Genomic DNA, 18,897 nt, shown 5'->3' with positions numbered 1-18,897 from the left:
CGACCGGCGAACAGTCCTACGAGCGCCCCTCGCTCGGGGACGAGACCACGGTGCACATCTCCGCCCTGTCCGCGGCGCCCGCCGCGACGGAGCCGGAACCCCCGTCCACCCCCGCTCCCTCCGAACCCTCCTCCGAGACCACCGCGGTCTTCAACCAGAACCTGGCCGAGGGCGTCCGGCGGCGGCGCCCGCTGCCCCCGCGCTTCATGCGGCCGTCCAACCGGGCGGCCGAAGCCCCCTCCGGGCCCGCCACCCCGCCTCCGCCCACCGCCGCGGCGTCCGGTCCGGGCCCCGCCGGCCCGGGCGGCAAGAAGGCGAAGAAGCCCAAGCGGAAGAAGCCGCTGTGGTGGCGGATCACCCGCGTCGTGCTGGCCGCCGGGGTGCTGGTGGTCGGACTCGTGATCGGCGGGTTCGCCTACGCCTACGCGACCTTCGAGGTCCCCGACGCGGCCCAGGCCGACGCCACCGCGCAGGGCTCCGTCTTCTACTACGCCGACGGCTCGGTCCTCACCGAGCGCGGCGTCAACCGCAAGCCGGTCTCCCTCGACCAGGTGCCCGAGCACGTCCAGAACGCCATCCTCTCCGCGGAGAACCGCGGCTTCTGGGAGGAGCCGGGCGTCTCCATCACCGGAACGGCGCGCGCGGTCTGGTCCACCGTCACCGGGCAGCAGCTCCAGGGCGGTTCCACCATCACCCAGCAGTTCGTGCGCAACTACTACGAGGGGCTCAGCCAGGAGCAGACCATCGAGCGCAAGCTGAAGGAGATCATCATCGCGCTCAAGGTCGACCGCTCCCAGTCCAAGGAGTGGATCCTGGAGCAGTACCTCAACACCATCTACTTCGGGCGCAACGCCTACGGCATCCAGGCGGCCGCCGAAGCCTACTACGACAAGGACGTCGGCGACCTCACCCCCGACGAGGCGGCGTTCCTGGCCGCGGCCATCCAGCAGCCCACCAAGTTCGGCTTCGCCGACAGCGACACCACGCCCGAGATGGAGAACCGCTGGGAGTACGTGGTCAACGGGCTGGTGGACATGGGGTCCATCACCCCGGCCGAGGCCGCGGAGTACGAGTTCCCCAAGCCCCTTCCGGAACGGCCGCAGGACAACATCGACCTGAGCGGCTACAAGGGCTACATGTTCCAGCAGGCCATGAAGGAGCTGCAGGAGCTCGGCTACACCGAGGACAACATCAACCGGGGCGGCTACGAGATCCACACCACCTTCGACCCGGTGCTGATGGAGGCGGCCTACGACGCCGTGCAGGAGACCGTGCCCATCGACGACCTGCCGGAGGGGGTGCGGGTCGGCCTCAGCGTGGTCGACCCGGCCACCGGCGCCGTGGTGGCCTTCTACGGCGGACAGGACTACTTCGAGAACCAGTACGACAGCGCCTTCCTGGGCACCGCCCAGGCCGGGTCGGCGATGAAGCCGTACGTGCTGGCCGCCGCGCTCAAGGAGGGCCTGAGCCTGAACACCGTGGTGGACGGCACCGGTCCGAGGATGATCAACGGCACGCGGATCCAGAACGCGGGCAACTCCCCGGGCGGCGCGATGAACCTCATCCAGGCCACCGCGGTCTCCAACAACCTCGGCTACATCGACCTCGCCCAGCGGGTCGGCCTGGAGAAGGTCGCCGAGACCGCCTACGACATGGGGCTGCCCGAGGGCAGCATCGACCTGGTGCCGGTGCTGCCGCTCGGCGCCAACAGCGTCAGCCCCACCGACCAGGCGGGCGGCTACGCCACCTTCGCCAACGGCGGCGAGCACGTCGAGACGCACGTGATCTCCTCGATCATCAACAAGGACGGCGAGGAGGAGCGGCCCGAGCCGGAGCGCAAGCGGGTGCTCACCGAGGAGCAGGCGGCCGACGCCACCTACGCGCTGCGCCAGGTGATCACCTCCGGCACCGGCACCGCGGCCGGGATCGGGCGTCCCGCGGCGGGCAAGACCGGCACCACCAACGGCAGCGTCGCCGCCTGGTTCGTCGGCTACACCCCGCAGCTCTCGGCGGCGGTGGGCATCTACAGCGGCGACAACCAGACGTTCTCCGTCCCCGGGTGGGGCACCCTGTCCGGCGGCACCCTCCCGGCGACGGTGTGGCGCGCCTTCATGCTCAAGGCCCTGGAGAACGAGCCCGTCGAGGAGTTCCCCCCGCCCTCGTTCGGCGGCAACTCGCCGAACTGGGCGCCCCAGCCCGTCGCACCCGACCCCAGCGGGGGGACGGAGACCCAGGAGGAGCCCTCGGGCCAGGTCGACGCGGAACCGCCCCCGGCCGTCGACCCCGTACCGGCCGACCCGGGCACGGGCGGCGGAGGAGGCGTCGTTCCCCCCGGCGACGGCGGAGGGGGAGGCCTCCCCGTCGACCCCGGAACGGGCACCGACCCCGGAGGGGGCATGGGCACGGATCCCGGAGGCGGAGGGGGAGTGCCTCCGACCGGCTGACCGTGGTGCGGGCCGCCACCCCGAGGGGTGGCGGCCCGCACCGCTGCACGGCCCCGGAACCGGTCGGAGCCGGACGCGCCTACCGGACCGGGAGCGCCACCGGCCGGTCGCAGCAGTCCGCGGTGCTCTGCTCCGCCGCGCCGGGAACGGCGGTGAAGGCCCGGGCGCCGGGGGTGGCCCCGCACAGCGCGTCGACGGCCAGGATCACCGCGGCGGTGGTCCAGGTGCTGCGCTCCACCGGCCAGCGCACGTCCTGGACGAACTGGTAGCCGGTCCAGTAGGCGCCGTCGTCGGGGTCGCGCAGGTGCTGGATCGAGGCGAGCAGTTCGGCGCCCCGGTCGTGCTCGCCGAGCGCGGCCAGCGCGAGCACCAGTTCCGAGGTCTCGGCCCCGGTGACCCACGGCTGGTCGCTGACGCAGCGGACGCCCAGGTCGGGAACGACGAAGGTGTCCCAGCGCTCCGCGAGGCGGGCGGCGGCCCGCTCCCCGCGCATCGCGCCCCCCAGGACCGGGTAGTACCAGTCCATCGAGTAGCGGCTGCGGTCGGCGAAGACCGCCTCGTGGTCGCAGACCAGGTGGGCCAGGCGTGCGGCGGCCAGCTCCCAGTCCGGTTGCGGGCGGCCCAGGTACTCGGCGAGCGCGGCGGCGCAGCGCAGCGAGTGGTGGATGCTCGCGCACACGGTGAGCAGGGCGTGGTCGCCCGGGGTGCCGTCGGCGTCGCGCGCCCAGCGGACCTCTCCGCGTTCGGTGCGCAGCTCCAGGACGAACCCGATCCCGGCGCGCACGGTGGGCCACAGCCGCTCCGCGAACGCGTCGTCCCCGGTGACCAGCAGGTGGTGCCAGACGCCGACGGCGGGGTAGGCGGCGTGGTTGGCCTCCCGCAGCGGGTTCGCGACCGCCCCCTGGCGCAGTTTGGCGGGCCAGGAGCCGTCCGGGTACTGCACCGTCGCCAGCCAGTCGTAGGCGCGTGCGGCGGCCTCGTAGTGGCCGACCGCGGACAGCGCCATGGCGCACTCGACGTGGTCCCAGACGTCCACGTGGCCCCCGGGGAACCACGGGATCGCCCCGGAGGGCTCCTGGGCGGCGAGCAGGTACTCGGCGCTGCGCGCCAGCTCGCCGGCCCCGAGGACGCCCGGCAGCTCCGGAAGGGGATGGGCGCTCATCAGGTGTCCCCGCCGCGCCGCGGTTTGCGGAGGTAGACCACGACGCTCTTGCCGATCAGCGGGTTGAGCGCGCGCTCGGCGAGGCGGGTGATGCGGGGGGCCTTGACCATGTCCCACACCAGGAGGTCGTGGTAGGCGCGCACCAGGGGGTGGGAGTCGTTGTCGGTGCCCACGGCGCACTTGAGCCACCAGTAGGGCGAGTGCAGGGCGTGCGCGTGGTGGTGCGGTCCGATCTCGAACCCGGTGGCCTTGAGCTTGGCCTCCAGCTCGGCCCGGGTGTAGATGCGGATGTGCCCGCCCTCGACCGTGTGGTACTCCTCCGACAGCGCCCAGCAGACGCGCTCGGGCAGCCAGCTCGGCACGGTGACCACCGCGATGCCGCCCGGCCGGAGCACGCGGTACATCTCGGCCATGGCGGCGGTGTCGTGCGGGATGTGCTCCATGATCTCGGCCGCGATGACCCGGTCGAAGGAGTCGTCGTCGAAGGGCATGGCCAGGGCGTCGCCCTTGACGGTCTCGGCCGTGGCCTCGGCGGGCGCCTCCCCCTCGGCGCGCATGGCGGCGAACATGGCGGAGACCTCGGCCAGGTCGTTCTCGTTCTGGTCGAAGGCCACCACGTCGGCGCCGCGGCGGTAGACCTCGAACGCGTGTCGGCCGCCGCCGCAGCCCAGGTCCAGTACCCGGTTGCCGGGACCGACGGGGAACAGAGTGAAGTCAACGGTGATCAGAGGAAGCTCCTTCTGGTCGTACCTGCGGTGCCGTGCGCGGGCGGGGCGGGTGGGACAAGAGGACCCGCGGGTCCCTACGGGGTCGGCGCGGGGCGGCCCGCCCGGCCGTGCCGGGCGGCCTCGATGGCGGAGACGTAGTGGCGGGCGGTGGCCTCGGCCACCGCCCGCCACGTGAACCGTTCCTGGACACGCCGCCAGGCGGCCTCGCTCATCCGGGCGCGTGCGGCGTCGTTGTCCAGCAGTTCGGCCAGCGCGGCGGAGAGCGCCTCGGCGTCGCCGGGAGGCACCAGGCGGCCGGCGCCGTCCTCGCCGACCACCTCGGGCAGGGCGCCCGCCCGGCTGGCCACGAGCGGGGTGGCGGTGGCCATGGCCTCCACGGCGGGCAGCGAGAAGCCCTCGTACAGCGAGGGGACCACCGCGACCTGGGCGCTGGACAGCAGGCAGGCCAGTTCGGTGTCGACGATGCCGCTGACGAAGGTGACGCGGTCCCGCAGCGACAGCTCGTCGACGAGCCGGTCGGTGGGGCCGCCCGGTTGGGGCCTGCTGACGACGGTGAGTTCGACGTCGCGTTCGGTGGCGAGCTTGGCGACGGCCCGCAGCAGGACCCCGACCCCCTTGAGCGGGCTGTCGGCGCTGGCCACGCAGACGATCCGGCCGGGGACGCGGGTGACGTCGCGGCGCGGGCGGAAGAACCTGGTGTCCACGCCGAGCGGGACCACGTCGATGGCGGAGGGGCGCACCCGGAACTCGCGGGAGACGTCCTCGGCGGAGGAGCGGGAGGGGACCAGGATGGACCGCAGCCGCCGGGCCACCCGCCCCTGCATGGTCACGAAGCCGTACCAGCGGCGCTTGGACAGGCGCTGCCAGCCGGAGGCGGACTCCAGTTCGATGCGCCGGTCGATGGTGATGGGGTGGTGGATGGTGGTGACCAGGGGGAGGATCGCCTGGACGCCGAGCAGGCCGTAGCCGAGGGTCTGGTTGTCGTGCACCACGTCGAACTCGTCGCGGCGGGCGCGCAGCTCCCGCAGGGCGCGCAGCGAGAAGGTGAGCGGTTCGGGGAAGCCCGCGGTCCACATGGTGGCGACTTCGAGCGCGTCGATCCAGTCCCGCCACTCGCGGAACGGCGGCGCCTGGAACGGGTGGGCGTCGTTGTACAGGTCCAGGCTGGCGATCCGGTCCAGTGCGACGCCGTCGTCGAGGACGGGGTAGGGCTGGCCGGACAGGACGCGCACCTGGTGTCCGAGCGCGGCCAGTTCCCGGGAGAGGTGCCGGACGTAGACGCCCTGGCCGCCGCAGTGCGGCTTGCTTCGGTAGGAGAGCAGGGCAATGCGCAGGGGACGGTCAAGAGCCATGCAGACAACCCATCACAGGCGAGGAGCTGCGGGCCGGCCCCGTCTCGGGCGGGTCCCGCGCGCTCACGACGGCGGCGGAGTCACTCGGGGCGGTGGGACGGCGCTTGGAGTGCAACGTGCCGGATGCCCCCCGTTCCGGCACTGTCGACTGACCACCTGTCCGTTACCCGCCTCGAATATTACCCATCAGTTTACTCTCAGCTTTTTTCCGGGGTTGTGGACGACCGATTGCGGAGCCCTCCCTCGGTTACCCTCCGGCCGCGCCGGGAAAACCCCGGACCCCGCCACGACCGGGCACCGCTCCGGGGCGGCGCCGGCCGCTGCCGGGGCCGCCCCCGAGGCGCCGGGAAACGACGTCCCGGGCCGGAGCGCAGCGAGGGCTCCGGCCCGGGACGGGCGGGTCAGCGGTGGCGGTTGAGGCCCAGCAGGTCCAGGACCCCCTCCAGCAGCGTGCTCACCGGCCTGCGCGGGGACTGGGTCTGCCCCTGGGAGCCCCCCTGGTCCCCCTGCTGCTCCTGGGGCTGGGCGGGAGGAGCGGTCGCGGGAGCCTGCTGGGACCCGGAGGGCGGCGCCTGGGCTTCGGGGTCGGGCGCCTGCGGGGTCTGCGGCGACTGCGCGGGGGGTTCGGACGTTCCGGCCTCCCCGGTCGGAGCGGCCTCGCCGACGGTCCCGGTCCCGTCGTCGGCCTCCTCCGGCTCCGCCGCACCGGCCTCCTCCTCCGCCGCCGAGGGCGAGGGGGCGGGGGTCGGCTCGGAGACCTCGGCGGACGGCACGCTGACGGAGGCGGGGTCGGTGCCCTCGGGCTCGTGGTCGGACATGGGGCTGATGGTCACCCCGTCCACCGGCGGCGGTGCCGCCCCGGTGAGGTCGTCGGAGCGGCCGAGGAAGGCGCCGATCCCCCACAGGCTGAACGCGACCAGCGCGGTGAACAGGCCGGCCGTGGCGGGAAGCAGCCAGCCGGACAGCCGGTGGGGCTCCGCGGAGGCGTCGCCGTCGTCCCCGGTCTCCGGGGCCGGTTCGGACAGCGCTTCGGTGGCGTCCGGGGCCGAGAGCGCGGGGCAGGAGGCGGCGTGCTCCGTCGGATCGGCGGGGGCCTCCGCGGCGGGCTCGCTGCCGCGCGCCCGTTGCAGGGGGAAGCCGTTGACCCCCAGGGGGAGGACCAGGGCCGCCGCCTCGCGCCGGGGGGCCGCCCCGGCGGCCGTGCAGGCGGCGACGACCTGCTCGCGCAGGTGCCGCGGCGGTCCGGGCAGCGCGACCGAGGTCAGCGCCGCGGGGACGTCCGCGATGATCCACCGGGAGCCGGAGCGCCCGTCCTCCCGGTTCTGCTCGGTGAGCAGGTCGGCGACCCGCTGGGCGGCGGAGCGGCACAGGTCGCTCACGGTCTCGGGGTCCAGGCCCAGCACCACGGCGGTCTGGGTGTGCGACAGGCCGTGCCGCAGGGTCAGCTCCAGCAGTTCCCGCTGGCTGGGGGGAAGAGTGCTCAGCGCCTCGACGAAGGGCTGGTCGTCGGGGTGGACGGACAGCAGCGTGTACGGGGTGTCCGTGGCGAAGCCGCGCTGCTGGCAGACGGTCCGGGCCAGCGCGAACATCCAGGGGCGGAACAGGTCGCGGTCCCGCAGCCGGGGGAGGAGTTCGACCGCCGCCAGGAAGGTCGCGCGCACGGCCGCGCCCGGGGCGTCCTCCTCCTGGGCGGCGTGCGGTCCGAGCAGGGTCCAGCAGTAGCGGTAGAGGGCGGGGGCGAACGTGTCGTAGCACCGCTCGTACCCCTGTCCCTCCTGCAACAGCGTCGCGAGCGCGTGCTCCTCGCCCGTGTGCTGTCGACCGGGTTTCTGCGGCGCAGTCAAAGCCCCTCCGCGTGGATCGCTTTTCTTGCTTCTCGATCACATTTCCGGTCCGCTGCTATCTGGAGATAGATAGAACCGGAGAGTGTTTGAGACGGTAGCGACCGTGACGGGTTTTGTCTCAGGTTTTCGGAAGATTTGTCCAAAAAGCAAGGGTGTTGTGGCTTCTTCCGGAAATGAGGGCGGGGTCCGGTGTCGCCGCCGGACCCCGCCGACGTGGAGGTCACTCGCCGCCGCGCGAGGGCGAACCGATGGCGATCATGCGTTCCACCGACCTCCTGGCCCGCGCCGCGACGTCCTCGGGCACGGTGATTTCGGTGGTGCCGTCGCGCAGGGAGGACAGCAGTTTCTCCGCGGTGATCATCTTCATGTAGTGGCACTCCGCGCGGGAGTTCACCGGTTCGAAGACGGTCTTGGGGTTGACCGCGCGCAACTGGTGCAGCATGCCGGTCTCGGTGGCGATGAGGACCTTGCGCGCGTCGGTTTTCTCCGCGGCGCTGAGCATGCCGCCGGTGGAGAGCACCTTGACCCGCTCCTGCGGCACCGCGCCGGAGGACGCCAGGTACAGCGCCGACGTGGCGCAGCCGCACTCGGGGTGCACGTACAGCTCGGCGTCGGGCTCGGCCGCCACCCGCTCCCGCAGGGTGTGGCCGTCGATCCCGGCGTGGACGTGGCACTCGCCCATCCACACGCGGATGTTGTCGCGGCCGGTGACCCGCCTGACGTGCGCGCCCAGGAACTGGTCGGGCAGGAACAGGATCTCCCGGTCCTCGGGGATGGAGCGGATGACGTCGGCCGCGTTGGAGGAGGTGCAGCAGATGTCGGTCTCGGCCTTGACCGCGGCGGTGGTGTTGACGTAGGCGACCACGACCGCGTCGGGGTGCTCGGCGCGCCAGGCCCGCACGTCCTCGGCGGTGATCGTGTCGGCCAGGGAGCATCCGGCCTGGGGGTCGGGAAGCAGGACCGTCTTCTCCGGGGAGAGCAGTTTGGCCGTCTCCGCCATGAAGTGCACGCCGCAGAAGACGATGGTGCTCGCCTCGACGCTGGCAGCCAGTCGGGACAGGGCCAGGGAGTCACCGGTGTGGTCCGCGACGTCCTGGATTTCGGGTCGCTGGTAGTTGTGCGCGAGGATGACCGCGTCGCGCTCCCGGGCCAGACGGCGGACCTCGTCGGCCCACTCCTGCCAGGTCATAGCGTCCGGGGGTGCGGTGACCGTTGCCATGTCGGTGCTTCTTCCTTCAGAGGGCCGGTGCCTGCCCGGTGGGGCACGGCATCCGGGGGGACGTGGGGCCGGATAGTTTTCGCCTTATAGACAAAAACTCGGGGCAGCTTAACATGATTCCCAGAGGACGGAGGGAAGCAGGGGTGGATATTGACGGGACCGGCGGAGAGCTCGTGAGTCCTGCCCGGCGCCCGGCCGCGGAGGAGCCCGTGAGCGCCCACGAGGTGCTGGCCGTGGTCTTCCAGATCCGCGACGGCCAGTTGTGCGTGCTCGTCTGGCAGCGCGGTCGCCCCCCGTGCGAGGGGCTGTGGGCGCTGCCGGGCGGACGGCTCGGCGCCACCGAGGGACTGGGCGAGTCGATCCGGCGCCAGCTCGCCCAGAAGGTCGACGTGCGGGAGCTCGCCCACCTGGAGCAGCTGGAGACCTGGGGAGACCCCGACCGCAACCCCTTCGGCCGGGTCCTGGCCACCGCCTACCTCGGCCTGGTGCCCGCCGACATCGACCCGCTCGTGCCCGAGGACACCCGGTGGCACCCGGCCGCGGACCTGCCGCCCATGGCCTTCGACCACGCGGCCATGGTGCACGCCGCCCGGCGGCGGCTGCGCGCCAAGCTGTCCTACACCAACATCGGGTTCGCGCTCGCCCCGCCCGAGTTCACCATGTCCCAGCTCTCCCACTACTACCGGGCGGCCCTGGGGCACGACGTCACGGCCACCAACCTGCGCCGGGTGCTGCTGCGCCGGGGGCAGATCGAGGAGACCGGCCGGAGCGTGCCCTCCGGGCGCTCCGGGGGGCGCCCCGCGGCGCTGTTCCGGTTCCGCACCCGCAAACTGGAGATCACCGACGCCTTCGCGGTGCTGCGCCCGCCGTCCTGACGACCCCGCGGCCGCCGGACCGGCTGGTCGGGCGCTGTGTTAGCGTCCAGTCCGTGACGATTCGCAGCGTGGTTTTCGACGTCGGTGAGACCCTGGTCGACGAGACCCGGATCTTCAGCCGCTGGGCCGACCGGCTCGGCGTCCCCCAGCTCACCTTCTTCGGCACCATCGGCGGGGTGCTCGCCGAGGGGCGCCCGATGCTGGACGCCTTCCGGCTGGTCAAGCCCGGCTTCGACCTGGACGCCGAGCTCGCCGCGTGGCAGCGGGAGGAGCCCGACTCGCTGCGCGAGAACTTCGACGAGGACGACCTCTACCCCGACGTGCGCCCCGCCCTGGAACGGCTGCGCGACCGGGGACTGCACGTGCTCGTCGCGGGCAACCAGCCCGTCCAGGCCGAGGCCGCGCTGCGCGCCATGGACCTGCCGGTCGCCGACATCCACGTCTCCGACGCGTGGGGCGTGGCCAAACCCGAGCGGGCGTTCTTCACCCGTGTGGTCGAGGAGGCCGGCTGCGCCGCCGAGGAGATCCTCTACGTGGGCGACCGCGTCGACAACGACGTCGTGCCGGCCCGGGAGGCCGGGCTGCGCGCCGCCCTGCTCCGCCGCGGCCCGTGGGGCTACCTGCACGCCGAACGCCCCGAGGCCGCCCGGGCCGACGTGATCGTGTCCAGCCTGACCGAACTCGTCGACTGGCTGGCGGCACAGACCGGATGAGCGCGGCACCGGGGCCGGCCGCGGCCCCGGGAGGGCGCTTCGCACTCAGCCCAGCGTCCGGTACCGGCTGCCGTAGCGGAGCAGCGGACCGTCGGCCGCCCCCGACACCCGGGGCAGGGCTGTCACGGAGGCGAAGTAGACGGTGTGGTCGCCCGCGACCACCCGCTGCGCCACCTCGCACTCCAGCGCGGCGACCGCCGCGGTCAGCACCAGCGCGCCGGAGTGCTCGCCGCGCTGGTGCGGCTCGGACGCCAGCAGCAGGCGCGCACTCGGGCGGCCCGCGGCGGCGAACCGGCCCGCGACGGCCTTCTGCCGGGCACTGAGCACGTTCACCGCGAAGGTCCCCTGCCGGTCGATCACCTCGGCCAGGTAGCTGTCCGAGCGCACGCTGACCATGACCAGCGGCGGCTCCGCCGAGATCGACGCGACCGCGGTGATCGTGCTGCCGATGTCGTCGCGGCCGTCGGCGACCGTGACCACGGTCACCCCGGTCGCGAAGTGGGCCAGCGTCTCGGTGAACTCCGCGGTCGTGATCACCGGACCACCCACGTCCCCGGCATCACCAGCGGGCCCGCCGCGGGCAGCCCCAGCCGGGCCGACAGGTCGGCCAGCGGCCCCCACGCGCTCAGCCGCAGCCGCGCCTGAGCCGCCCGGTCCTCGCTCGACTCGGCCGGGACCAGACGCTCCAGGGGGCCCAGCCGCGGGAAGTGCCGCACCGGGGCGAACGGCGGCAGCCCGGCCCGGTCGCGGGCCAGCCGCACCGCGGTCTCGATCCCGCCGACCTCGTCCACCAGGCCCCTGGCCAGGGCGTCCTGGCCGGTCCAGACCCGGCCCCGGGCCACCTCGTGCACCTGTTCGCGGGTCATCCCCCGGCCCTCGGCGACCTTGCCGACGAAGTCGTCGTAGATGTGGTCGAGCATCGCGTTGACGCGCTCCCACTCGGTGTCGCTGAACGGGCGGTTGCTGCTGAACATGCCCGCGTGGCGGCCGCCGTCCAGGGAGTCGCTGGTGATGCCGAGCCGGCCCAGCAGGCCCGACAGCACCGCCTTGCCCACGAACACGCCGATGGAGCCGGTGATCGTGCCCGGCTGCGCCACGATCAGGTCGGCGCCCGCGGCGACGAAGTAGCCGCCCGAACCGGCGACCTCGCCCATCGACACCACGACCGGGATGCCCGCCCGGCTGGTCAGCACCACCTCGCGCCAGATCACGTCGGAGGCGGAGTAGGAGCCGCCGGGGCTGTCCACCCGGAACACCACCGCGCGCACGTGCGGGTCCTTGCGGGCCGCGCGGAAGGCCGCGGCCACGGTCTCCGACCCCATCGCCGCGCCCCCGCCCAGAGGGGAGCGGCGGCTGTGCCCGGGGACGATCTGCCCCACCCCGGAGATCAGCGCCACGTAGCCGTTGCGGGGCGCGGCGGCCGGGACCCGGTCGGCCAGGGAGCGGGACCGCTGGTAGCGGGAGACGTACTGGAGGCGGGCGGGCGCGTCCGGGGCGGAGCAGCGCTCCAGCAGGTCCGTGTAGACCTCGTCCCGGTAGGCGAGGCGGTCGACGAGACCGGCCTCCAGCGCCTCGGCGGCCAGGAACGGCCCCCGGTCGATGAGCGAGCGCACCGTCTCCTCGGACAGGCCGCGGCCCTCGCTGATCCCCGCCACGATCTGCTCGGTGAACGACTCGACGATCCGGCCGCTGGCCTCGCGGTGCGCTTCGGTGAAGCCGCGCTCGGTGAACACGTTGACGGCGGTCTTGTACTCGTGCCGCGCCCCGACCTGGTAGTCGATGCCGAGCTTCTCCACGGCCTCGCCGAAGAACGTGTTCTCCGCGGTCACCCCGGTGAGCCCCACCGAGCCCGACGGCAGCAGCACGATCTCGTCGAACGCCGTGGCCAGGTAGTAGGGGACGGAGCCGGGGCCGAACTCCCCGAACGACTCGCTCCACGCCACCGCGGTCTTGCCGGCGCGGCGGAACACGGCGACGGCCTGCCGCAGCTCCTGGACCTTGGCCATGCCGATCGGAGCGGAGCCGATCTTGACGACCAGCGCCCGGACCCGGGGGTCGCGGGCGCCCCGCCGGATGCCCTCGACGGTGTCGAACAGTCGCTGCCGACGCATCGCCGCGAGCTGGCCGAGCGGGTCGCCCGGAGGCTCGTCGGTGATCCCCTCGGTCAGGTCCAGTTCGAGGACCAGCGGTGCGGTGCGCCTCCGACGGATCGTGGCCACCGGCTCGAACAGCTTCGCGACATCCACCATGCCCTCAGACTAGACGAGCGGCTCCGGTGGGGATCTCCGGAACGGGAAGGGGCACCCGGCGCGGTCCCGGCCGCTCAGCCGTGCATGGCGCGCACCAGGGAGCCGTGCGAGTCGTCGTTGTCCAGCGACCACAGGCTCAGCCCGGCCAGCCCCAGATCCTTGGCGTAGGCGGCCTTCTGGCGGATCAGCTCCGGGTCGTCGTAGCTCCAGAACTCGTTCCCGTCGTACAGCCACAGCGCCCCGTGCTCGCGGTCGCGGAACCTCCGGCCGGGGCGGCGCGCCAGGGTCTTGTAGTCCTCGTCACCCAGCTCCCAGGTGCCGGGGGCCAGCTCCCGGGCCCGCTGGTAGAGGCCGTTGCGGCGGTTGCGGACGCCGCGCCAGCCCCGCCCGAACCCGGGGATGCCGATGGCCAGCTTCTCCGGGGGCACGCCCATCTCCAGGTAGTTGACCACGCCGGCGTCCACGCTGAGCTTCCGCGGCGAGGGGTCGTCGCGGGGCGTGTACAACTGCGACGCGTGGTTGGTGGTCAGGTCCCAGTCGCCGTTGAAGTCGTAGCCCTGCACGATCCCGAAGTCCAGGTAGTCGAACAGCTCCAGTTCGATGCCCGCCTCGATGCGTGCGGAGTCGGCGGGCAGGTAGGCGCTGATCTCCACCCGGCGTCCCGTCCGCGCGGTGAAGGCGTCCAGTTGGCGGCGGGTCTCGGCGAGCAGCAGCGTGTAGTTGTGCCGGTCCTCGGGGCGGACCACGTTGTGCTCGTGCCCGTCGGACCCCGGCCACTCCCAGTCGAAGTCGACGTAGTCGAAGATCCCCGCCGCGGTCCCCGGGCCGCCCTGCGGCTCCCCGGGCAGCACGGGGAGGTTGCCGTCGAAGTAGAGGGAGACCAGGGAGGAGGCGAAGGCCGCCCGCGACTCCGGGGTGAGCGCGGCGTTGGAGAAGTACCGGGAGGCGTTCCAGCCGCCGAAGGAGATGCCCACCTTGAGGTGGCGGTGCCGTTTCTTCAGTTTGCGGAGTTGGTTGAAGTTTCCGGCCAGGGGCTGTTCGTAGGAGTCGCCTTTGCCGTCTACGCTTTCCGAAGTGCTGAACCGGCACTGGTAGTCCGCCCAGGCGTCCCCGGTCGCCTCGTCGGTCATGACGCAGACGCCTTTTTCGTCCAGCTCGCCGAAAGCGTAGGTGAGATGGGTGAGCTTGGCTGCCTGTCCGCTGGAGTGGACGTCACGGAGAAGATAGCGACGGTCATAGATACCCCACTGGGGGAAGTAACCGATGATGCGCACCGGGGGTCCTCTCGCGTATGGGCAGTCGATGTCACAGAGTGTGGCGCAGAACGTCAGATTCGCCCGCTATCGTCGTTGAGGTCAAGCGTGTAGAGAAGGGAATCGCATGTCCGGCATCCCCAGCCGAGCGCGGTTCGACACCCCCCGGAGGCGTCCGTCCCTCCGGACGGCCGCGGCCCTGGCCGCCACCGCACTGGCCGTCACGGGCTGTGGCGGCTCCGACTCGGCCCCGTCGGAGCTTCCCCCCGCTCCCGAACCCGACGCCACCTACGGCGGCGTCCTGGAGGCCGCCGAGGCCCCCGCCCCCCAGGGCTTCACCACCCTCGACATCGAGGGTGTCAAGATCAACGCCCCCCAGGGGTGGGAGGTCGACCGCGGGGAGGGGATGCTGTGCATGCGCCCTCCCGGCCAGGAGACCTGCGGCTACGGCGCGATCGAGGTGCGCCCCAAGGCCGCCCAGCGGCACCCCGAGAACTGGCCCAAGAAGGACAGCGCCTTCCACAAGGACGACGGCTGGGCGGCGGACCCCACCGCCTGCCGCAGCCTGAACACCGCCGAGGCCGGGAACGTCGGGATCAAGGAGTCCAAGCTGCACCTGATCGGCGACGGGCTGACCACCCACGCCGACGGACTCCGGTCGCACTACTCCACCTGGCAGGTGACCTGCGAGAACGACGACACCTTCGAGGTGCGGCTGTGGTTCCTGCCGGAGAGCGACGTGCTCGTCTACGCCTGGTCGGTGGACCAGCGCTACGACAGCCTCTACCTCACCGTCGCCGAGTCGATGGACGTCACCGAGTACAAGCGGCGCAACAGCGAGCAGGAGCAGGGCGGCCGGGGCGGCGGCCCGGGCGGCCGGGACGGCCGGGACGACCGCGGCGGCGGCGGTGACGACCGCGGCGGCGGCAACGACGACTAGCGTGCGGACCCCGCCGGGCGGGCCTGCCGCCCGGCGGCCCCTCCCGCGGGCTCACTCCCCGTCGAACACCAGCCAGGACACCCCCAGCGGGGGGTAGGTCACCCGGGCGGAGGCGGGCTGGCACTGCCACGGGGTCTCCGTGGTGGCCTCGATGATCCCCGGCTGGGAGACCCCGCTGCCGCCGTAGCGCACGGCGTCGGTGTTGAGGACCTCCCGCCACCGGCCCGCGCGGGGCAGGCCGACCCGGCGCTCCAGGTGCGGGACGCCGCTGAAGTTCACCAGGCAGGCCAGCACCGAGCCGTCGTCGCCCCACCGCAGGAACGACAGCGTGTTGCCGGTCGCGTCGCCGCCGTCCAGCCAGGTGAACCCCTCGGGAACGGCGTCCTGGCTCCACAGCGCCGGGGTGTCCCGGTACACCCGGTTCAGGTCGGCCACCAGCCTGCGCACCCCGGCGTGGTGCGGGTAGCGCAGCAGCCACCACTGCACCCCCTCCTCGTGCGACCACTCGTCGCCCTGGGCGATCTCGTCCCCCATGAACAGCAGCTGCTTGCCGGGGTGCGCCCACATGTAGCCCAGCAGCGCCCGCAGGTTGGCGTAGCGCTGCCACTCGTCCCCGGGCATCTTGTACAGCAGCGAGCGCTTGCCGTGCACCACCTCGTCGTGGGAGAGCGGCAGCACGTAGTTCTCGCTGTGGGCGTACACCATCGAGAAGGTGATCTCGTTGTGGTGGTACTGCCGGTGCACCGGGTCGTGCCGCAGGTAGGCCAGGGTGTCGTGCATCCAGCCCATGTTCCACTTGAAGCCGAAGCCGAGCCCGCCGGTGTCGGTGGAGCGGGTCACCCCCGGCCAGGCCGTCGACTCCTCGGCGATCATGGTGATCCCCGGGTTGCGGCGGTAGGCGGTGGCGTTCAGCTCCCGCAGGAAGTCGATGGCCTCCAGGTTCTCCCGGCCGCCGTAGGCGTTGGGCTCCCACTGCCCCGACGCCCGGGAGTAGTCCAGGTAGAGCATCGAGGCCACGGCGTCCACCCGCAGCCCGTCGACGTGGAACTCCTCCAGCCAGAACAGCGCGTTGGCGACCAGGAAGTTGCGCACCTCGGTGCGGCCGTAGTCGAAGATGAGCGTGCCCCAGTCGGGGTGCTCGCCGCGCCGCGGGTCGGGGTGCTCGTACAGCGGGGTGCCGTCGAAGCGGGCCAGCGCCCACTCGTCCCGGGGGAAGTGCGCGGGCACCCAGTCCAGCAGCACCCCGATGCCCGCCTGGTGCAGCCGGTCCACCAGGTGCCGGAAGTCGTCGGGGGAGCCGAAGCGGGAGGTGGGCGCGTAGTAGGAGGTGACCTGGTAGCCCCAGGAGCCGCCGAACGGGTGCTCGGCGACGGGCAGGAACTCCACGTGGGTGAAGCCCGTCTCGCGGACGTAGTCCACGAGCTGGTCGGCCAGTTCGCGGTAGGACAGGCCGGGCCGCCACGAGCCGAGGTGCACCTCGTAGACGCTCATCGGCTCCCGGACGGGGTCGGCGGTCTTGCGTTCGGCGAGCCAGGCGTCGTCGTGCCACTCGTAGCGGGAGGTGAACACCACCGACGCGGTCTCGGGGGGCACCTGGGTGGCGAACGCCATCGGGTCGGCCTTCTCCCGCCACACCCCGTCGGCGCCCAGCACCTGGTACTTGTAGCGGGTGCCGTCGCCGACCCCGGGCACGAACAGCTCCCACACCCCGCAGGAGCCCAGCGAGCGCATCGGGTGCCCCGAGCCGTCCCAGTGGTTGAAGTCCCCGACGACCCGGACGCCCCGGGCGTTGGGCGCCCACACCGCGAACGCCGTTCCGGAGGTCTCGCCCAGCACCGAGGGGAAGCTCCGGGTGTGCGCGCCCAGTGCCCGCCACAGCTCCTCGTGCCGCCCCTCGCGGATGAGGTGGACGTCCAGTTCGCCGAGGGTGGGCAGGTGCCGGTAGGGGTCGTCGACCACGGTCTCGGGCCCGTCGGGGGAGTAGCGGACCGCCAGCCGGTAGTCGGGGACCCGTGAGCCCGGGACCGTGCCGGCGAACACCCCCCTGTGCAGGTGGGGGAGTTCGACCCGGCTGCCGTCCGGCAGCAGGGCGTGCACGGAGTGCGCCAGCGGCCGCAGCGCGCGCAGGACGGTCCCGTCCGGGCCGGGGTGGGCCCCGAGCAGCGAGTGCGGGTCGTGGTGGGTTCCGGCGACCAGGCGGTCGATCTCGGCGAGGAGCACGTCGTTCATGGCTGTCCGTGGGTTGTGAAGGGACGGGCGGGAGGACGGGGGCGGCGGAGGCCGGACGGACTCACCCGGTCAGCGCCGTGATCGAGTCGAGGGGGATGCTGATCCAGTGGGGGCGGTGGCGGGCCTCGTACACCACCTCGTAGACCGCCTTGTCGTACTCGAACGCGCGCAGCACGACCTGGTGCTTCTCCGGGTCGACCCCGCCGCCGAAGGCGTAGCCCTCGCAGAACGCCTCGCGGTTGCGCTGCGCCCACGCCCGCGCCGCCGCGACCAGCTCGGGGTCGTCGGTGCGGCCGACGAGCTGGTAGCGGGCGGCGTAGTCGAACGAGCGCAGCATGCCCGCCACGTCCCGCAGCGGGCTGGACAGCTTCTGCCGCTCGCGGACCGGGACCGCGGGCTCGCCCTCGAAGTCGAGCAGCACCCATCCGGCGTCGGTGCGCACCACCTGGCCCAGGTGGTAGTCGCCGTGGACCCGCTGCACCGGCAGGTCGGCGCCCAGGGCGCCCAGCTCCTCGAAGGCCGCGTGCAGTGCCTCCGCGTGGGGGGCCAGTTGCGGCACCTCGGCCACTGCCGCGCGCAGCCGCGTCGTCATGCGGTCGGCCAGGCGGGCCTGGGCCTCGGAACCGAGCACGTCGGTGGGCAGCACGCGGGCCAGGTCCCGGTGGACCGCGGCGGTGGCGGCGCCCAGGCGCTGGGCCTCGCCCGCGAAGTCGCCGCCCGCCTGCTCGGGCGGCAGTCCCGGGGAGGCGTACAGGTCGCGCACGCTGGTGGCGGCCAGCACCCAGCCGTCGGTGGCGCTGCGCAGGTGCTCCTGGAGCATCGCCAGCGTGGTGGGCGAGGACCGGCCGGTGTCCGGGTCGACCACGTCGGCCTCGATCCAGCCGTAGGGCCGGGCGACGTACTCCGATCCCACCTCGGTCAGCGCCGAGGTCAGCTCCAGATCGGGGTTGAGTCCCGGCCACAGCCGCCGGAACGTCTTGAGCACGTACTCCTCGCCGTAGACGAGGGTGGTGTTGGACTGCTCCCCGGTCAGCACCAGACTGCGCAGCCCGGTGCGGACCCCGGCGCCGGGAGCGCTGCGGAACCGCACCGGGCCGACGTCGCGGTGCTCCGCGATCCCGGTCAGCAGGTGGGCCGTCATGGCGGCGTCGTGCGCGGCGTCGTAGGCCGCCACGGCGGGCGGGCCGTCCAGGTCGGCGGGGGACTCGCACACGCCGATGACGGCGTGGGCGAGTTCGTCCGGGACCGATTCGGGCGCTCTCAGGCCGAGGAGCACCTGGTAGCGGTCGGTGCGGCCGTTCTGGACGACCGCCACCACCAGGAGCCGCAGGCCGGGAAGGCCGGGGACAAGGACGTGCGCGGCTTCGATCCGCAGGGCGTCGACGGCCGCCCCCTTGCCCGCGAACCAGCGCTGCGCCGGCAGCCAGGCGGTCAGCAGCTCCTCGAGCCGAGTCATGGCAGACAGATCCGTTCTCCTCAGGGCCTGGGCGTGGACTGCTGGACCGGCGCGGGCGCCGCGGGGGCGAACTCCGGCAGCGTGGCCGTGACGTCGGCCACGGGATTGGCCAGGGGCTGCTCCTCGGGGACCGGTGGGAGCTGGAACCAGTAGAAGCCGTGCCCGGGAAGGGTCAGCAGGTAGGGCAGCTCCCCGATGGGCGGGAAGTGCACCCCTCCGGTGCACTCGATCGGCGTGACCCCCTCGAAGCGCCGCAGGTCCAGTTCCACCGGCTGCGGGAAGCGGGACAGGTTGTTGACGCACAGCATCCGGTCGTTGCCGTACTCGCGGACGAACGCCAGCACGCTGGGGTTGCTCGCGTGCAGTTCGGTGAACTGGCCGGTGCCGAAGACCGGGTGCCGCTTGCGGATCTGGATCATCTTGCGGGTCCAGT

15 protein-coding genes are annotated in these 18,897 nt (G+C 72.8%); 4 read left to right on the top strand and 11 right to left on the bottom strand.

The window, feature by feature from the left end:
* A partial coding sequence (locus AC529_RS02370) for a transglycosylase domain-containing protein (RefSeq protein ID WP_083947875.1) occupies positions 1-2,444 on the top strand: 2,444 nt, incomplete at its 5' end.
* A 79-nt stretch (positions 2,445-2,523) separates the two neighbouring features.
* On the opposite strand, the gene AC529_RS02365 is transcribed toward AC529_RS02370, so the two are convergent.
* The 5 genes from AC529_RS02365 to nadA form a co-directional block, all read right to left on the bottom strand.
* A complete protein-coding gene (locus AC529_RS02365) occupies positions 2,524-3,606 on the bottom strand; it encodes a glucosidase family protein (protein WP_068753266.1) in 1,083 nt (360 codons plus the stop codon).
* On the bottom strand, positions 3,606-4,334 hold the full coding sequence (locus AC529_RS02360) for a class I SAM-dependent methyltransferase (RefSeq protein ID WP_068754409.1): 729 nt from the start codon (positions 4,332-4,334) through the stop codon (positions 3,606-3,608). The genes AC529_RS02365 and AC529_RS02360 overlap by 1 nt, the downstream gene beginning before the upstream one ends.
* Positions 4,335-4,408: 74 nt before the next feature.
* Positions 4,409-5,686, bottom strand: a complete 1,278-nt coding sequence (locus AC529_RS02355; RefSeq protein ID WP_068753265.1) for a glycosyltransferase family 4 protein — start codon at positions 5,684-5,686, stop codon at positions 4,409-4,411.
* Positions 5,687-6,087: 401 nt separating this feature from the next.
* On the bottom strand, positions 6,088-7,530 hold the full coding sequence (locus AC529_RS02350) for an RNA polymerase sigma factor (RefSeq protein WP_068753264.1): 1,443 nt from the start codon (positions 7,528-7,530) through the stop codon (positions 6,088-6,090).
* Positions 7,531-7,750: 220 nt separating this feature from the next.
* A complete protein-coding gene (gene nadA / locus AC529_RS02345; protein ID WP_068753263.1) occupies positions 7,751-8,749 on the bottom strand; it encodes a quinolinate synthase NadA in 999 nt (332 codons plus the stop codon).
* 209 nt (positions 8,750-8,958) lie between these two features.
* Between nadA and AC529_RS02340 the strand changes: the two genes are divergently transcribed.
* Together AC529_RS02340 and AC529_RS02335 are read left to right on the top strand one after the other, a co-directional pair.
* Complete coding sequence (locus AC529_RS02340) at positions 8,959-9,624, top strand: NUDIX hydrolase (protein ID WP_232306532.1); 666 nt, start codon at positions 8,959-8,961, stop codon at positions 9,622-9,624.
* A 53-nt stretch (positions 9,625-9,677) separates the two neighbouring features.
* Positions 9,678-10,337 carry an HAD family hydrolase gene (locus AC529_RS02335; protein WP_232306531.1) on the top strand — a complete coding sequence of 220 codons (660 nt, stop codon included), beginning with the start codon at positions 9,678-9,680 and terminating at the stop codon, positions 10,335-10,337.
* A gap of 45 nt (positions 10,338-10,382) precedes the next feature.
* On the opposite strand, the gene AC529_RS02330 is transcribed toward AC529_RS02335, so the two are convergent.
* The 3 genes from AC529_RS02330 to AC529_RS02320 form a co-directional block, all read right to left on the bottom strand.
* Positions 10,383-10,874 (bottom strand): flavin reductase family protein, encoded by a 492-nt coding sequence (locus AC529_RS02330; RefSeq protein ID WP_068753261.1) that lies wholly within the window; start codon positions 10,872-10,874, stop codon positions 10,383-10,385.
* Positions 10,871-12,586, bottom strand: coding sequence for a signal peptide peptidase SppA (sppA, locus tag AC529_RS02325; protein ID WP_068753260.1), 1,716 nt, complete (start codon positions 12,584-12,586; stop codon positions 10,871-10,873). The genes AC529_RS02330 and sppA overlap by 4 nt, the downstream gene beginning before the upstream one ends.
* Before the next feature lie 74 nt (positions 12,587-12,660).
* Positions 12,661-13,860 carry a glycoside hydrolase family 18 protein gene (locus tag AC529_RS02320; RefSeq protein ID WP_068753259.1) on the bottom strand — a complete coding sequence of 400 codons (1,200 nt, stop codon included), beginning with the start codon at positions 13,858-13,860 and terminating at the stop codon, positions 12,661-12,663.
* 106 nt (positions 13,861-13,966) lie between these two features.
* On the opposite strand from AC529_RS02320, the gene AC529_RS02315 reads away from it, so the two are divergent.
* Positions 13,967-14,779, top strand: a complete 813-nt coding sequence (locus AC529_RS02315; protein WP_232306530.1) for a hypothetical protein — start codon at positions 13,967-13,969, stop codon at positions 14,777-14,779.
* Positions 14,780-14,830: 51 nt separating this feature from the next.
* Here the strand turns inward: AC529_RS02315 and glgB are convergent, their stop codons facing one another.
* The 3 genes from glgB to AC529_RS02300 all read right to left on the bottom strand — a co-directional run.
* Entirely contained in the window at positions 14,831-17,008 is a 2,178-nt protein-coding gene (glgB, locus tag AC529_RS02310; protein WP_068753258.1) for a 1,4-alpha-glucan branching protein GlgB, read from the bottom strand.
* Between the two features lie 61 nt (positions 17,009-17,069).
* Positions 17,070-18,464, bottom strand: a complete 1,395-nt coding sequence (locus tag AC529_RS02305) for a maltokinase N-terminal cap-like domain-containing protein (RefSeq protein ID WP_068753257.1) — start codon at positions 18,462-18,464, stop codon at positions 17,070-17,072.
* Between the two features lie 20 nt (positions 18,465-18,484).
* The coding region (locus AC529_RS02300; protein ID WP_232306529.1) for an alpha-glucosidase C-terminal domain-containing protein at positions 18,485-18,897 on the bottom strand (413 nt) is incomplete at its 5' end.

The organism is Thermobifida cellulosilytica TB100 (assembly GCF_001517975.1).
Taxonomy (GTDB): Bacteria; Actinomycetota; Actinomycetes; order Streptosporangiales; family Streptosporangiaceae; genus Thermobifida; species Thermobifida cellulosilytica.
This window is presented reverse-complemented; position numbering and strand designations above follow the sequence as displayed.

Coding starts and splice junctions, on each gene's coding strand:
- AC529_RS02365 (WP_068753266.1), bottom strand. CDS start 3,606: ATGAGCGCCCATCCCCTTCCGGAGCTGCCGGGCGTCCTCGGGGCCGGC.
- AC529_RS02355 (WP_068753265.1), bottom strand. CDS start 5,686: ATGGCTCTTGACCGTCCCCTGCGCATTGCCCTGCTCTCCTACCGAAGC.
- nadA (WP_068753263.1), bottom strand. CDS start 8,749: ATGGCAACGGTCACCGCACCCCCGGACGCTATGACCTGGCAGGAGTGG.
- sppA (WP_068753260.1), bottom strand. CDS start 12,586: ATGGTGGATGTCGCGAAGCTGTTCGAGCCGGTGGCCACGATCCGTCGG.
- AC529_RS02315 (WP_232306530.1), top strand. CDS start 13,967: ATGTCCGGCATCCCCAGCCGAGCGCGGTTCGACACCCCCCGGAGGCGT.
- glgB (WP_068753258.1), bottom strand. CDS start 17,008: ATGAACGACGTGCTCCTCGCCGAGATCGACCGCCTGGTCGCCGGAACC.
- AC529_RS02305 (WP_068753257.1), bottom strand. CDS start 18,464: ATGACTCGGCTCGAGGAGCTGCTGACCGCCTGGCTGCCGGCGCAGCGC.